Here is a 14781-nt window from a genome sequence, read left to right on the forward strand (position 1 = left end):
GAATTGTCAGCGAGTGATTCGCGATGTAAGGAAGCGTGTCGGCAGGAAAGCGGCGCACGGTACTCCGGCCGGGAGACCGCGCGCCGTGGCAAAATCTCAGCGTTTCAATCCGTTGAACGTCTGCTCAATCACTTCCAGCAGCAGCGGATTGTTTACGTTCTGCATCACATGCACCAGCGCGCCAGCGTCCGCCGGCACGCCGACGTCCAGTCGCAGCGGCGTGCGGTAGCGCCAGGTCTTGCCGCGCGTGGCACCGGGACGCAGCTCGATATCGACGTGATAATCCACGCCGTCCGCCACGCGCTGGTTGAGCAGCCAGGCAATGACCAGCGCATCGTGGATCCAGCAGCCCGGCAGATGGCGGGTGCGGATGGAGTAATCAATCCACGGTCGCAGCGTTTCGCGCACAAACTGCGGCAGTGGATGATCGCAGGCGGTCAGGCGCGTGAGATCCTGATGGGTCAGCAGCGTCTGCGTGGTGGCATCCATTGGCACCAGCGTGATGGTGGCGCCGCTGTGCAGCACCTGATGCGCCGCTTCCGGATCGAGGCCAAAATTGGTGTCTTTGATGTAGTCATCCAGCGCGAATACGCCGCCCATGATGACGATCTCCGCTACGGAATCCGCCATCTGCGGATAGCGCTGCAGCGCCTGCGCCACGTTGGTCAGCGGGCCGATCGCCACCAGCGTAAACTCGCCGGGATTGTCACAAATCAGCTGGCCCATCACGCCCGCCGCATCGTTGCCGTCCGCTGACACCGTCTGCGGCTGACGCACGCCGCGCCACAGTTCGCCCAGCGCCGGGTCGGCGACGTTATCCAGCCGCGCGCGCCACGGCGCCGGATCTTCGCGCAGCGCCTGCAGCGCGCCCTGCACCACCGGAATGTTCAGTCCGAGCCGCTGCAGCAGATCTTTAGCCACCCGCGCTCCCACCGCGCTCGGTGTGTTGCCGCTCACGGTGGTGATCAGCTCAACGGCCAGCGCGCGTGACGCCAGCGCTAAGGCCAGCGCCAGCCCGTCATCGGTGTTAGCGCCAGCAATACCATTCCCCGGATCACAATCAATAATTAGTCTTTTCATGGTGTTATATATTTATTTTTGTTGAGATAGCTGGCAGCCACAGGACTCACCGATCTCCAGATGGTGAGGAAATTCGGCCAGCTGCGCCTCGCCATGACCGTTTTTCAGCATGGCGATGGCGCTGCGTGCCATTTCGCGCAGCGGCTGGCGCACGGTGGTGAGCGTGGGCACATGAAAGGCCGACTGCTCGGTACCGTTGAAACACACCAGCGCGACATCGTGCGGCACGCGCAGACCGTGTTCGGACAGCGCGCGGATACAGCCAATCGCCTGCCCTTCGTTACTGGTAAACAGCGCGCGCGGCACCCGGCCGCTGGCAATCATGCGCTGCCCGGCGTCGTAACCGCCCTGGCGCGAATAGCCGGCCGGAAAAATCAGCGCTTCATCTACCGTCAGCCCGTGCTGCGCCATGGCGTCGCGCCAGCCCTGAATACGATCCTGCGCGTTAAGCATCTCGCGCGGACCGCTGATCATGCCGACCTGCTGATAGCCGTGGCTGAGCAGATGCGCCGTGACCTGACGCGCCGCTTCACGTTCGTTCACGCACAGCATGCTGACGCCGGGGCGCGGTTCGATGCGGTCCAGCATCACCAGCGGCGTTCCGCTCGCCTGGATGACATCAATATAGGGATGGCGATCGACGCTGGTGTAAAACAGGCCATCCACCTGACGATTCAGCAAACCCTGGATCAGCTCCAGCTCGCGCTGGCGATCGTCACCGGCATCGCCCAGCAGCATCACGTGGCCGTGGTTCAGCGACTCCTGCAGCAGCACGTGCGCCATCGAGGCGACAAACGGGTTTGCGATATTGGGCACGATCAGGCCAAAGGTTTTGGTACTGCCGGAAGCCAGCGCGCGCGCCACCGCATTCGGGCGATAGCCGGTTTGCTGGATGGCGGCCAGCACGCGCTGACGCGTGGCTTCGGCCACCGGACGCGGTCCGTTGTTGATCACATAGCTGACCACCGCCACCGAGGTTCCGGCGGCTTTGGCAACGTCACTGCGTGTCACATTTCCGGTTGGGGATTTCGCCAATATTGCCTCTGTGTTAATGCCGCTGGCCGGGAGTACCGGCCAGCGTAATCAAAGAATGTTGCACCATCCTGCGCGTCAGATAGCATCCTCCGGCAGATTCAGATCGCGTCCGCGCGTTTCCGGTGCCACGAAGGTGGTGAGGAAACCGATGGTCGCCATGGCCGAGAAGTACACGGCAATCGGCCACCAGTGGCCGGTAAACGACAGCAGCGCCGCCGCCACCAGCGGTGCGGTGCCTCCTGAAAGGATAGACCCCAGCTCTTTGGCAACCGCCATTTTGGTGTAACGGTGTTTAACGCCAAACATCTCCACGCCCCACGCCGCCTGCACGCCAAAGATGCCCAGCGACGCCAGCGCCATGCCCACTACAATTACCGGAATCACGATGGCCGGCTCGCGGCTGTCCATCAGGCTAAAGGCGGGCCAGGCGTAAACCATCAGTAACAGGCAGAAGCCGCGATAGGTGATGCGTCGGCCAAAGCGGTCCGACAGCCAGCCGGCAAACGGGATGATCAGGAAACCGAGCAGCGAGGCGATGAACACCGCGGTGGTCGGCACCGATTTGTCCAGCATCAGCACTTTGGCGACGTAGCCGACGATAAAGCCCTGTGCCAGATAGGACGGGCCGTTCTCACCGATGCGCAGGCCCACCATGGTCCAGAAGGCGCGGCTGCGCTGCCAGAAGCTGCGGCTGTCGGGTTGCGTCGCGCTTTGCGCCAGCGTTTCATGGCGCTGCGCCTGCAGTTCCGCCTGCTGACGCTCAAACACCGGCGTTTCACGCAGATGACGGCGAATCCACAGCGCGACCGCAGCAATCAACACACTGCTGAGGAACGGGATACGCCAGCCCCAGTCGAGCAGCGTGGCTTTATCCATCTGAATCACCGCCAGCCACACCAGCGACGCAATCAGCGTGCCGCTGTTGGAACCAAGCGCAATCACCGACGACACCAGGCCACGGCGCTCAACCGGCGCGTATTCACCCAGCATCACCGTGCCGCCCGAGAGCTCTGCGCCGGCGCCCAGCCCCTGCGTGAAACGCAGCAGCACCAGGCAGGCCGGCGCCCACAGGCCAATCGTTGCATAGGAAGGAATCAGGCCGATCAGCGTGGTCGAAGCGCCCATCAGAATGATGGTGCTGATCATCACCACCTTGCGGCCCTTGCGATCGCCAATCCAGCCAAACAGCAGCGCCCCGATCGGGCGTGCAATAAAGCCGACCGACCAGGTGGCAAAGCTGGAGAGCAGCGCCATCGCCGGGGTGGCTTCGGGGAAGAACACATCGCCAAAAATGATGCCGGCAGCGAGGCCATACAGGGCGAAATCCGCGTATTCCATCGCGGTGCCCAGCCAGCAGGAGAAGGTGGCGCGCCAGAAATCTTTGCGCCCGGAGGTGGTTTCCAGCCGCGCATCGGCGGCGGAAGCATGTGAACCTTGTTGCGTAACGGAGTGATGTACCGTCATAACCATTTCCCTGAAAGAGGTGAAAACAGTAAACGCCCATCCGTGGGTCGGTTCCCTGGCAACAAGCGGAACTCCCCGGTGGCGACGTTCAGTAGGCAAACCTGGATGAAAGGTCAGTAAAGAATCCCCTGGTGTTGGAATTCATCTATTTGCCTGATTTCGCCGATGTTTTTTTCATCGATCGCATTAGCACGGCAAATGTAACTGGGTCATCTCAAGGCCAACTTCGTCTCTGGCACCGTGAGTTGTCACTGTGAAGACAGTCTATCTACGCGCGTAGATAAATCAAGTGATCAACAGGAAAATAATTAACTTATCTTCACAATGGTGCAGGAGAAAAAGATAAAAACGGCGTTAATTCATGACATTACATTACAGCCAGCGTCATTAAAAAATCCACGCACGCTGCGTGATTAACGACTATTGCTTATCATTGGCAAAAACGGCGACCAAACTTTCACCGCGCCGTTTTCGCACATTTCAGTTAAGTTTTGATGACACCCGGGCATTATTCTTAAAACCGCCCGGGCCGCGCGAAATCCTGCGTGCCTGCAGTAGACTGGATGACCTTCACTCAGGAGCATTATGACCATTATCCTCATGCGACACGGCAAGCCAGACCATCCGGTAAGCGGGCGCTTTACGGCGCGGGCGCTGGCGGACTGGTGTGAAGGCTACGACCAGGCGGTGATTTGTGATGCGCCGCCGCCGCGCAGTATGGCGATTGCGCGCATGGCCAGCGTGATTGCCTGTAGTCCGTTGCCGCGCGCGCGTTCGTCGCTGGCGCGGCTTGGCCTGCAGGCGCAGGACGTGGATGAGGTGTTCAGTGAAGTGGCGATGCCGCTGCTGCCGTTCGCGCGCCTGCATCTGCCGCTGACGCTGTGGCTGGCGCTGCTGCGCCTGCTGTGGCTATGCGGTTACGCCGGGCGCGTGGAATCAGTGCAGCATGCCCGGCAGCGCGCGCAGCGGGCGGCAGACAAACTGATTGCCCTGTCGCAACAGGGCACGGTGCTGCTGGTGGGCCACGGTATTATGAACAAACTGATTGCGCGCCAACTGCGCAAGCGCGGCTGGCAGGCAGAAAAACACGCCAGCAGCCGCCACTGGAGCAGCGCGATTTATCACCGGCCGTTTATTTGATGGCGGCTTTCGCACTCAGGACGACAGCTGAAAGTAGCTCAGGACTTCGCAGCCGGTGCCAGCCTGCGGCGTGGCGATGACCTTCATCTGCGTCAGATCGATCAGGCTAAGCGAACCGTCACCCTGATTAGCGATCAGCAGACTGCGGTTATCGGCGCTAAAACAGCCATCCATCGGCTGATTGCCGACCGCAACGTCCCCCAACGGATTAAGCAAGTCGTCAAACAGCGTCACCACCCCTTCCCCGTCGCCAATTGCCACCAGCCGCTCACCGCTGGCGCTGAAGCGCACCACCTGGCACGGCTGCTGATGGCCGGGCAGCGTGATGCGCTGGCGGATACGGTGACTCTGACGATCCACCACGTACAGCAGCGGCGCGTCTGCCGCGCTGGCCACCAGGTAAGGGTGCTTTGGCGAGGCGGCAATGCCGGCAATCGGTCCCGGCAGCAGGATGTTATCAATGATGCGCCCTTCCGCCTCGCACAGATCTACCACCGTGATGCTGGCATCCTCTTCGTTTTCAGTAAACAGCTTGCGGCCGCTGGGCGACAGCGTCAGCCGGTGCGCGTTGTGCGACGGCAGCCGGATGGTTTTCTCCAGCGTGTCGCTGTGCGGATCGATCACCGCCACCGCGGCACTGTGTTCACAGCACAGATACACTTTGCCATCGCGTCCCAGCTGGCCGCTGTGCGGCGCCTTGAGCGGTGACAGATCGATAAAGCCGCGAATCTGCCGGCGGCGCAAATCGATAATTGCCACCTTGTGCCCCGGATGCGGATTGTCGCCGTGGACGCCATCACCGTAGATCGGCACATACGCCTTCTCCAGCGCGGGCAGCATCAGCAGCTCATGCGGTCGCGGCGGTAAGGCATTCAGCTCCTGCTCAACGGCGAAGCTGTCGGGATTGAGAAACAGCACGCGGTTGCCCTGCTTATCAACCGCCAGTAACCCACGCTTGTGTGGCTGCATAGTGTCTCCTTTTTTTCGTTGCCTGCTCTAAGCGTAGCTAACCTGCCTCCGCGTTGGGCAAGCGGCGGCCAGGCCAGGGGAAAATACAGCGCGGTTAACGGACCGCCGATCGCTCATTTTTATTCCGTGCCGCAGCCTGCGCCTGTAGAGGGTTATTTTATTAGGAATAGTCTTAATCGAGCAAAAATAAAAAACGCACTCCCTCATCATTTTATTGATACCTCTTTTTAGCCATCCCGGATCCCGGCATTTCCGGTAAATCTGAAAGCGAAAAAAATTCGTAGCCTTGCCGCTGCGGATCGATTATTAAGCAAGGGTAGTCTTTTTACACACAGCCGTCAGGACACATAAGCGCGCTCAAGCCGCCAGCATCAGGGAATCCTTGCTCCCCATAATCACAATAATCAGGTGCATCATGATAAAAAAACGTCTCCAGCCAGCCCTTACGCTCTGGCAACACTGGCAGAGAATCGCCTTTACCGGCCAGACATTACTGCAGAAAAAACAGCATACTGCGCTCTGCGCGCCGGAATATGATCCCAGCGAAGAGGACAATATCGTGTTGCTTTCGGGTGAGAAAGCGCTGCCGGAAATACCCAAAAAAATCTGGATGTACTGGGACAATGAATATTTACCGAAATCGATGGCGTTAAATATCCAGCAGCTGCGTCAGGATAATCCCGATCATCAGGTGTATGTATTAAACCGTTTAACGCTTAAAGAAGTCCTGCCGGATTTTATTTTTACCTCGACACAATTAATCGAGCAGCAAAAAAGTGAAGTCATTCGCCTCGAATTATTATTACGCTACGGCGGTATTGCGATTGACTGCAGCACGCTGTTATTTGAAGACCTGAGCTGGGTGCACCGTGCGCATCAGGAACGCCGCATGGATGTGATTGGCTATTACCGCGAAATTGCCACCGTCAACTATCTGGCACCGGTGATTGAAAACTGGTTTCTCGCCGCTGCGCCCAATAATCCTTTTATTCGTGAGTGGCAAAAACAGTACGCGCCGATCAAGCATCTGGGGGCGCACAACTATTTTAATGAGCTGGCAAAGCGCGATGATTTTGCCCTGCTGACGCAGAAAATCGCCGAGCCGGCACAGCAGCTGGGTTCGCTGGCGCAGCAGGCGGCGATGCGCGAACATCGCCGCGTGAACCTGTATCTGCGTAAATGTGAGGCCAACGCCTATTACTATCAGCGGCTGAACAACTGGCAAAGTGACGCCTTTGCGCACACGGTGCTGTTCCATCAGCGCCCGCATACGCCGCCGCCGGTGATCAAGCTGAGCGGCATTGAGCAGCTGCATCTCGACTTCAATCTGCGCCTCGGTAACTACAACCGTCGCAGCCTGCTGGGGGCGATGATGCAGCCCAGCGCACCGCTCAGCGCGTCGCTGGCCTCACCCATCAACAAAGCGCGTGCGTAGCCAGTGGATAAAGGTGGTGACGGCACGCGGCACCTGCGCTGCGTAGGGCCGCACCACCCACAGGCGGTCGGCAAAGGCATCGACCGCCTGCCACTCCGGCAGCACCTGCTGCAGCGTGCCGCTGGTCAGCGCCGCGCTGGCGCTGAAGTCCGGCAGCATAGCAATGCCCAGCCCCTGCAGCGCAGCGTCACGAATCGACTCGCTGTTATTAGTGGCGAAATTCCCCTGAATCTTCACCTGCACCGTTTCGCTGTCATCGCTGTGGAGACGAAAGCGCCACTGCGGCGACTCCAGCCCGCGCGGATAATAGAGGCAGTTATGCTGCTGCAGCGCCTGCGGCGTATGCGGCGTACCGTGACGGGTCAGATAGTCCGGCGCGGCCACCAGCAGCGTGCGCGTTTCACACAGCGGCAGCGCGACGTGCGTTTCCGGCAGCTGCTGACTGTGGCGAATGGCGAGATCGAATCCTTCGCTGCCCAGCGACACCAGCCGATCGCTGACGTTGAGCTGCAACCGCACCTGCGGATAGTCGCGCAGAAAGTCGCCGATAATCGGCACCAGCTGCTGCCGGGCAAACGCCACCGGCGCGCTGATGCGCACCAGACCGCGCACCGGCCCGGCTTCGTCACGCACGCTAAAGAAGCTCTGCGCGATGCGCGCAAACGGCTCACGCAGGTCGTCCACCAGCTTTTCACCGGCCGACGTCAGCCGCACGCTGCGCGTGGTGCGCTGCACCAGCGCCACGCCCGCCATCTGCTCCAGTTCTTTGATTTTCTGGCTCATCGCCGCTTTACTGACATCCAGGCGTTCAGCCGCGCGGGTAAAACTGCCCTGTTCCGCCAGCACCGTCAGCCAGTGCAAATGCACCCAGAGTGCATCGGTTTTAATTTCTTTCATCAGGATTGTTCAAAATAATAAATAATAATTTTAATCAGCGCGCTTTTTCTTTCCGGCAGCAAGCGGCAGCATAGCGTTTCATCCTACTCTTTCCGCGTGGGCAAAAACGAGGATTTATTGATGCCGTTACTGACTTTTGATGTTATTCAGGGCCGTTCTGAAGCAGAGATTCGTACCTTACTCGACGCAGCGCATCGCGCAGTACTCACGGCATTTAAGGTTCCGGCGCGCGATCGTTACCAGATTGTTCATGAAAACAAGCGTTATCAGATGGTCTTTCAGGATACCGGGCTGGGCTTTGCGCGCAGCGACAATCTGGTGATGGTGCGCGTGTACACCAGCCCAAGAAGTGAAGAACAGAAAACGCACTTCATGGCAGAGTTAGCGCGCGAGCTGCGGGAGAATTGTGGCGTGCAGGGCAACGATCTGATGATCAGTTTTATCACCAACAGCAAAGGTGACTGGAGCTTTGCCGACGGCGAAGCGCAGTATCTCACCGGTAAGTTGTAACGCCCGCGCCCGCCCTGGCTGGCAGCAGCGCGCCGGTTGCTGCCAGACTAAATCAGACTCCGCCTAAACCCGCCTTAAACGATTCGCAATGCATCGCACAAATCTGGTTGGATGTGTTGCAGCCCTGTGACAGCCAATATAGATTGACGCAAAACCCCCGCAGAGGGCCGCAGACGCAGGTAACGCGTTCTTTTTACTTAATGTGAGGATCTGCCGTTGGAGTTGCTTTCAATAGTGCTCTTTTTGGCTGCGATCGCAGTCTATTCGTATAAAGCCGGGCGAAATAAATTCTGGTTTATCCTGATCTTGCTGCTGCTCACCCTGTTCATCGTGCTCAACGCTACGCTGTATGCCAGCAACTATTTTACCGGCGATGGCATCAACGATGCGGTGCTCTATACCCTGACCAACAGCCTGACCGGCGCGGGCGTGAGCAAATATGTGGTACCGGCGCTTGGCTTGATCATCGGCCTGTTTTTACTGTTTTGTTTTCTCTCCTGGGTGTTGCGCCGGCATAAACGTCCGCATCATCTCGGCTGGAGCCTGCTGGCGATCGCCTGTGCTGCCGGCTCGGTGCAAACCACGCCGGCGTTTCGCCAGGTGAAAGAGCTGATCGCCTCCCACGCGCGCCAGGCTGGCTCGGATTTCGAAACTTATTATAAAACGCCGAACAAGCAGATTAACGCGCCGAAGCTCAACCTGGTGTATATCTACGGCGAAAGCCTTGAGCGCACCTACTTCGATCAACAGGCTTTTCCTGGACTGGCACCAGAGCTGAGCCGCGAAAAAGATCACAGCATTGACTTCAGCAATACCGAACAACTGCCCGGCACCGATTACACCATCGCCGGCATGGTGGCGTCACAGTGCGGTATTCCGCTGTTTGCGCCGTTCGACGGCAACGCCTCGGCTTCACTTTCCAGCTTCTATCCGCAAAATATCTGCCTCGGCGATATTCTCAAACACTCCGGCTATGAGAACTGGTTTATTCAGGGCGCAGACCTGCGCTTTGCCGGTAAAGACACTTTTTTGCTGTCACACGGTTTTGACGCCGCCAACATGTACGGCTCGCAGGAGCTGAAGAGCCGCGTCGCCGACCCCAGCTACCGTAACAACTGGGGCTTTTACGACGATACGGTGATGGATGAAGTGTTTGAAAAGTATGAGGAGCTGTCGCGTCAGCAGAAACGCTTTGCGCTGTTTACACTCACCGTGGACACCCATCATCCGGACGGCTTTATTTCGCGCAGCTGTCAGCGCAAAAGTTACAGCTATGACGGCAAACCCAACCAGTCGTTTAGCGCGGTGGCCTGTTCCCAGGAGCACGTGGCGCGCCTGATTGCCCGCATCAAAGCCTCGCCGTGGTTTAAAAACACCGTGATTGTGGTGAGTTCCGATCATCTGGCGATGAATAACACGGCGCATCAGTATCTGATCAAGCAGCCGCGCCGCGATCTGTTTATGGTGATCCGTGGCGATCAGCCGCAGGCCGAGGTGCTGGACGGCAAGCGCAGCACGCTGGATAACGGCGCCACGGTGCTGGATATTCTCGGCGGGGATAACGCGATTGGCCTTGGCCGCAGCGGGCTGTCTTCGGCCTCGCTCTCCAGCCAGTTCGATGACATGGCGAAGAAGGTGACGGCGTGGAAAGCCGATATCATTCAGCTGTGGAATTTCCCCAGCCAGATGAAGACGTTCACCATCGACCAGCCCAAAAATACCTTTAGCTTCTCGGGCGCGACGTTCAGGCTGCCGATCCTGTTCCGCGTATCCGATCATCAGGTAGAGCCGCTGCCGGAAGGCGAATACGCCGCGCCGCTGCGCTTCCAGCTGGCCGATTTTGCCGCCAGCGATAAGTTTGTCTGGGTCGATCGCTGCTTCAAAATGGGCCGGCTGTGGCAGCCGGCGCTGGCGCTGTCGACCGATCTCTGTCTGGCGATGGGCCAGACCGGCGGACAACCCACGGTGACGCGCATCGACCAGCCGGTGTGGCAGGGCAAAGCGCAGTTCCCGCAGGTGAAGGTCAGTGCGGCGACCTACCAGCTCAACGAGCAGCAAATGCGCATCGAGGATAATGCCATTCGCTACCAGGCGGACAGCTTCCTGCTGACCGTGCCGGGCGCGCCGGCCAGCGTGAAGCGCTTTAGCGGTATTTCACGGCCAGAAAGCTGGGGGCGCTGGTCGAACGCCAACCTCGCGCCGGAGGTGAACATTGAATATATCGATCCGCTGCCGGCGCGCTTTGACGTGGTGATCACCGCACGCGCCTATGGGGCTAACGCCCATCGACCGATTCCGGTGCGCGTCGGCGAGCAAGTGCAGCAGCTCAATCTGGGTGACGCGTTCTCCACGCAGACGCTGCATTTCACCAACCCCGGCGCCAGCCGCAACCTCATCATCACGCCGCCAGAACCACAGCTGTCTAATCTCGGCAACATTACCGGTCAGGATCCACGCAAACTCGGTATCGGCATGGCGGAGATAAAAATAATTCCGCAGCCCGAAAATTGATAAAAATGCGTGCCAGACCAGGGCCTGCCAGCGTGCAGGCCCTTTTTATTGCCGCTTAGCGTTACTCTTTGTACGAATTGATATTTTTCGAGACGTCGCGCAAAATCCACATCATCACATGGTGAAACTATCACCACCTGGATAACCTTGCAGGCAACAGGAAAGGCGACCAGGAGCAACAGGGATGATACCGACGATGATGAACACCCATAAGGCATTTAAAGCGCTGCAGCAGGCGGGCGTGGCCGATCACCAGGCCGAAGTGATGGTCGACATTTTTGCCGAAATGCAGCAGGAAAACAGCCTGACCAAAACGCACCTTTCGCAGGCCATGGAAGGCGTGATGCGGGCAAATCACGCCACCTCGCAACGTGTCGATAAACTGGCACAGAGCCTCAGGCATTTTGAAAATGAGGTCCGCCATACGTTTAAAGCCATTGAGCTGCGGTTTGATAACGTCGATGAGCAATTCCGGAAAATTGATCAACGCTTTGAACAAATCGATCAACGCTTCGAAAAGATGGATGCGCAATTCAGGCAAATCGATAAACGCTTTGAAAAAGTGGATGCGCAATTCAGGACAATCGATCAGCGTTTTGAACAAATCGATGAACAATTCAGGAAAATTGATCAACGCTTTGAAAAGATGGATGAGCAATTCAGGAAAATCGATCAACGCTTTGAAAAGATGGATGAGCAATTCAGGAAAATCGATCAACGTTTTGAACAAATCGATGAACAATTCAGGAAAATCGATCAGCGTTTTGAACAAATCGATGAGCGATTCAGGCAAATTGATAAACGCTTTGAAAAAGTGGATGAGCGCCTGCTGGATCTCGACCATCGCATGCAGCTCGGTTTCAATGAGCTCAAACGCGATAATCTCTGGCATCGGCGGCTGATGATGGCGATGGCCAGCGCCTTTGTGTTGTCAGCCGCCAAATATATTTTTGCCGGTTAGCCGGGTAGCCAGCCCGGCGCGCGCGTCAGGCCTGACGTAATGTCTCCAGCCTGGCGCGTTGTTGCCCACGGGCGTCGAAATTGTCTGCCGCCAGCCAGCGCTCAAAGCCCAGCTTCACCTGCGGCCATTCGCTGTCGATGATAGAGAACCAGGCGGTATCCCGGCTGCGATTTTTATACACCACCACCTGACGAAACGTGCCTTCATAACGGAAGCCCAGCCGCAGTGCGGCGTTGTACGACGGCTGGTTACAGCTGTCGCATTTCCACTCGTAGCGACGATAGCCGAGTTGTTCGAAGGCGTAACGCATCAGCAGATAGTGGGCTTCGGTGGCCATGCGGGTTTGCTTCAGCAACGGAGAGAACACCACAAAGCCGACCTCCATCACACCGTGCTGCGGTTCAATGCGCATCAGCGCCAGCGAGCCGACCGCCCGCCCGCTCTGCCGGTCAATAACCGCGAAGTGCAGGTAATCCGGACTCTGCTGGCACTGCTGCGCAAACGCCAGATAAGACGCTTCATCGTCAAAGCGCCCGACCGGCAGCCAGGTCCAGTCGCGGTCATCTTCCGCCAGCGCATAAGCCGCATACAGCTCGCGACCGTGACGTGCGGCATCCAGCGGCTCCAGCCGGCAATACTGGCCGGTGAAAATCTGCCCCTGCGGCAGCGGGCGCGGCTGCCACGCCTCCAGCACCGGGCCGATGGGTTGTCCATAACGATTGGTCTGCGATGACATACGGCGATTCCTTCTGTGTGAGAGTGACAGCGTGCAGCGTGCCACTTTGCTGGTTCAGGAAAAAGCGCCACAATGTGACAAATCGATAGATCCACGGAGGCGCCGATGCGTGCATTAAACCGGCAATCGCTGCTGCTGGCACCGCCAGAGGCCGACGGCAGCCTGACACTGCAACAGCAGCTGTATCAGCGGCTGCGCCAGGCGATACTGAATGGTCAGCTGGCGGCGGGCACGCGCCTGCCGGCGACCCGCCAGCTGGCGGCTGAACTGCAGGTGTCGCGCAATACGGTGATCGCCGTCTGGTCACAGCTGCAGGCGGAAGGATTTATCCTCAGCGACCGCCAGGGAAGCCGCGTCAGCCGGCTGGCGCACACGCCGCTGCCCGCGCAGGCGTCCGACGACAGCACCGACTGGCCGGTTTCCGCGCGCGCTGCCGGATTGCACTCGCTGCATCGCCTCTCCAGTCAGGAGCTGGCGCTGCGCCCGAGCACGCCGGCGCTGGCGCATTTCCCGCTGGCGCAGTGGCGTCGCACGCTCAATCAAACCGCGCAGCAGGCACAGCTGCTGGGCTACGGCGATCCGCTGGGTGAGCTGGCGCTGCGTGAGGCACTGGCGCAGCATCTGGCGCTGGCGCGCGGCGTGCGCTGTGCGCCGCAGCAGATTGTGATTACCGAAGGCGCGCAGCAGGCGCTGACGCTGTGCGTCGCGCTGCTCACCAATCGTGGTGACACCGGCTGGGTGGAGGAGCCGGGCTATCGCGGCGCCAAAGCGGCGATGCGCCTCGGCGATCTGCAGATCGAGCCGATTGCGGTGGATGCGCAGGGACTGGCACCGACAGCGCAGGACTGGCAGCAGCGCCCGCCGCGGCTGATTTACACCACGCCGACGCATCAGTATCCCACCGGCGCGATCATGAGCGCCGCGCGCCGGCTGGCGCTGCTGGCGGCGGCACAGCGGCATCAGGCGTGGATTATTGAAGATGATTACGACAGCGATTTTCGCTACAGCGGCGAGCCCATCGCCGCGATGCAGGGCATGGCGCAGCCGACGCCGGTGATTTACATCGGCTCCTTCAGCAAAACCCTGTTTCCGGCGCTGCGCATCGGCTACATGGTGCTGCCTGCCCCACTACTGCCGCGGCTGCGGCCGGCCTTGCATGAGCTGTTACGCGGCGGTAACCGGCCGGAACAGCAGGCGCTGGCGCTGTTTTTACGCAGCGGGGATTTCAATCGCCACCTGAGCAAAATGCGCCGTCTGTACCGTCAGCGGCAGGCCACGCTGCGGGCTGCGCTACAGGAGACATTTGGTACTCAGGTGCCGCTGCTGGGCGGTGAGTGCGGTATGCATCTGGTGTTGCCGCTGGCGGATACGGTGGATGATGTGGCGCTGACGGCGCAGCTATTTCGCCATGGCTATGCGCCTGGCGCGCTGTCCGGCTTTTATCTGGGCGGGCAAAAACAGCAGGGACTGGTGCTGGGATACGGTAATACCAGCACCAGTCAGATAATGGCAGGCGTGGCGCAGTTAGCGCGCCTGCTGCCGGGCATTAACCCTTGAAGAAAATGTCGCCGGATTTGCCCATCACGATCTTGCCGCTGTCGTCGGTGATCAGGATGTAGTTAGCGTTGATGTAAGCCCAGTGCGTGCCTTCCTGCGGTGCAGGCAGGTGGCGCGGCTGCCACTCAACGATGGTGTACTGCTTTTTACGGTACTCATCCGGCACGACGTCACCGACTTTATACTCTTTGTAATCGATGATGATGGTGTGCAGATCGTAATTATTGGCGGCGGATGGCGCTTCACCCGGACCGTTTTGTGACGGGCGAATCGGCGCGACATCGCCACTGGATTCTGCCGGTTCACTGCTGGCGGGCGCATCGCTGGTGGCCGCTGGCGCTGAGGCGTCCGGTGCGGTTTGCTGCACCTGCGGCGGCATCGGTACGCTATCGGTTTGCTCACCTTCTGCCAGTGCTGCTGGCGTCAGGCTTAAAGCGCCCAGAAAAATTCCTGCTGAAAGAAGGGTGACGTGTGTCCTGCGCATTG

13 protein-coding genes are annotated in these 14781 nt (G+C 59.0%); 6 read left to right on the forward strand and 7 right to left on the reverse strand.

Annotated elements, in window-relative coordinates:
- Nucleotides 1-96: 96 nt before the first annotated feature.
- The 3 genes from F3I21_RS16955 to F3I21_RS16965 all read right to left on the reverse strand — a co-directional run bounded on the left by F3I21_RS16955 (nucleotide 97) and on the right by F3I21_RS16965 (nucleotide 3579).
- Nucleotides 97-1080 carry a nucleoside hydrolase gene (locus tag F3I21_RS16955; RefSeq protein ID WP_141496395.1) on the reverse strand — a complete coding sequence of 328 codons (984 nt, stop codon included), beginning with the start codon at nucleotides 1078-1080 and terminating at the stop codon, nucleotides 97-99.
- A 12-nt stretch (nucleotides 1081-1092) separates the two neighbouring features.
- On the reverse strand, nucleotides 1093-2115 hold the full coding sequence (locus F3I21_RS16960; protein WP_058771438.1) for a LacI family DNA-binding transcriptional regulator: 1023 nt from the start codon (nucleotides 2113-2115) through the stop codon (nucleotides 1093-1095).
- Nucleotides 2116-2190: 75 nt separating this feature from the next.
- A complete protein-coding gene (locus F3I21_RS16965) occupies nucleotides 2191-3579 on the reverse strand; it encodes an MFS transporter (protein ID WP_125310877.1) in 1389 nt (462 codons plus the stop codon).
- Nucleotides 3580-4164: 585 nt separating this feature from the next.
- Here F3I21_RS16965 and F3I21_RS16970 point away from each other — a divergent pair.
- Nucleotides 4165-4719 (forward strand): histidine phosphatase family protein, encoded by a 555-nt coding sequence (locus tag F3I21_RS16970; RefSeq protein ID WP_021506764.1) that lies wholly within the window; start codon nucleotides 4165-4167, stop codon nucleotides 4717-4719.
- Between the two features lie 15 nt (nucleotides 4720-4734).
- Here F3I21_RS16970 and F3I21_RS16975 read toward each other — a convergent pair whose 3' ends face one another.
- Nucleotides 4735-5688 carry a YncE family protein gene (locus F3I21_RS16975; RefSeq protein WP_021506763.1) on the reverse strand — a complete coding sequence of 318 codons (954 nt, stop codon included), beginning with the start codon at nucleotides 5686-5688 and terminating at the stop codon, nucleotides 4735-4737.
- A gap of 415 nt (nucleotides 5689-6103) precedes the next feature.
- Here F3I21_RS16975 and F3I21_RS16980 point away from each other — a divergent pair, with 415 nt between their 5' ends.
- Nucleotides 6104-7123: a glycosyltransferase family 32 protein gene (locus F3I21_RS16980; protein ID WP_150059375.1), complete on the forward strand. Its 1020-nt coding sequence runs from the start codon at nucleotides 6104-6106 to the stop codon at nucleotides 7121-7123.
- Here F3I21_RS16980 and F3I21_RS16985 read toward each other — a convergent pair.
- Nucleotides 7097-8020, reverse strand: a complete 924-nt coding sequence (locus F3I21_RS16985) for a LysR family transcriptional regulator (RefSeq protein WP_150059376.1) — start codon at nucleotides 8018-8020, stop codon at nucleotides 7097-7099. The genes F3I21_RS16980 and F3I21_RS16985 overlap by 27 nt on opposite strands.
- Nucleotides 8021-8140: 120 nt before the next feature.
- Between F3I21_RS16985 and F3I21_RS16990 the strand changes: the two genes are divergently transcribed.
- From F3I21_RS16990 to F3I21_RS17000, 3 genes are all read left to right on the forward strand, one after another.
- Nucleotides 8141-8530, forward strand: a complete 390-nt coding sequence (locus F3I21_RS16990; RefSeq protein WP_021506760.1) for a tautomerase family protein — start codon at nucleotides 8141-8143, stop codon at nucleotides 8528-8530.
- 210 nt (nucleotides 8531-8740) lie between these two features.
- Entirely contained in the window at nucleotides 8741-11041 is a 2301-nt protein-coding gene (gene opgB / locus F3I21_RS16995; RefSeq protein WP_150059377.1) for a phosphatidylglycerol--membrane-oligosaccharide glycerophosphotransferase, read from the forward strand.
- A gap of 241 nt (nucleotides 11042-11282) precedes the next feature.
- The gene (locus tag F3I21_RS17000; protein ID WP_150059378.1) at nucleotides 11283-12002 is read left to right on the forward strand and encodes a hypothetical protein; all 720 of its coding nucleotides are present in this window, start codon (nucleotides 11283-11285) and stop codon (nucleotides 12000-12002) included.
- Nucleotides 12003-12027: 25 nt separating this feature from the next.
- Here F3I21_RS17000 and F3I21_RS17005 read toward each other — a convergent pair whose 3' ends face one another.
- Complete coding sequence (locus tag F3I21_RS17005) at nucleotides 12028-12738, reverse strand: GNAT family N-acetyltransferase (protein ID WP_150059379.1); 711 nt, start codon at nucleotides 12736-12738, stop codon at nucleotides 12028-12030.
- 105 nt (nucleotides 12739-12843) lie between these two features.
- Here F3I21_RS17005 and F3I21_RS17010 point away from each other — a divergent pair, with 105 nt between their 5' ends.
- Complete coding sequence (locus F3I21_RS17010; protein WP_150059380.1) at nucleotides 12844-14295, forward strand: PLP-dependent aminotransferase family protein; 1452 nt, start codon at nucleotides 12844-12846, stop codon at nucleotides 14293-14295.
- Here the strand turns inward: F3I21_RS17010 and F3I21_RS17015 are convergent.
- Nucleotides 14285-14779, reverse strand: coding sequence for an RcnB family protein (locus F3I21_RS17015; protein WP_031279558.1), 495 nt, complete (start codon nucleotides 14777-14779; stop codon nucleotides 14285-14287). The two genes, F3I21_RS17010 and F3I21_RS17015, sit on opposite strands and share 11 nt — an antisense overlap.
- Between the last annotated feature and the right edge of the window lie 2 nt (nucleotides 14780-14781).

It is taken from the genome of Pantoea sp. B_9 (assembly GCF_008632015.1).
In the GTDB taxonomy this organism is placed as follows: Bacteria; Pseudomonadota; Gammaproteobacteria; order Enterobacterales; family Enterobacteriaceae; genus Pantoea; species Pantoea dispersa.

Bases quoted from the DNA above. Each gene is read 5' to 3' on its own strand.
- F3I21_RS16955 (WP_141496395.1), bottom strand. From the start codon at position 1,080: ATGAAAAGACTAATTATTGATTGTGATCCGGGGAATGGTATTGCTGGC.
- F3I21_RS16965 (WP_125310877.1), bottom strand. From the start codon at position 3,579: ATGACGGTACATCACTCCGTTACGCAACAAGGTTCACATGCTTCCGCC.
- F3I21_RS16970 (WP_021506764.1), top strand. From the start codon at position 4,165: ATGACCATTATCCTCATGCGACACGGCAAGCCAGACCATCCGGTAAGC.
- F3I21_RS16975 (WP_021506763.1), bottom strand. From the start codon at position 5,688: ATGCAGCCACACAAGCGTGGGTTACTGGCGGTTGATAAGCAGGGCAAC.
- F3I21_RS16980 (WP_150059375.1), top strand. From the start codon at position 6,104: ATGATAAAAAAACGTCTCCAGCCAGCCCTTACGCTCTGGCAACACTGG.
- F3I21_RS16985 (WP_150059376.1), bottom strand. From the start codon at position 8,020: ATGAAAGAAATTAAAACCGATGCACTCTGGGTGCATTTGCACTGGCTG.
- F3I21_RS16990 (WP_021506760.1), top strand. From the start codon at position 8,141: ATGCCGTTACTGACTTTTGATGTTATTCAGGGCCGTTCTGAAGCAGAG.
- F3I21_RS17005 (WP_150059379.1), bottom strand. From the start codon at position 12,738: ATGTCATCGCAGACCAATCGTTATGGACAACCCATCGGCCCGGTGCTG.
- F3I21_RS17010 (WP_150059380.1), top strand. From the start codon at position 12,844: ATGCGTGCATTAAACCGGCAATCGCTGCTGCTGGCACCGCCAGAGGCC.
- F3I21_RS17015 (WP_031279558.1), bottom strand. From the start codon at position 14,779: ATGCGCAGGACACACGTCACCCTTCTTTCAGCAGGAATTTTTCTGGGC.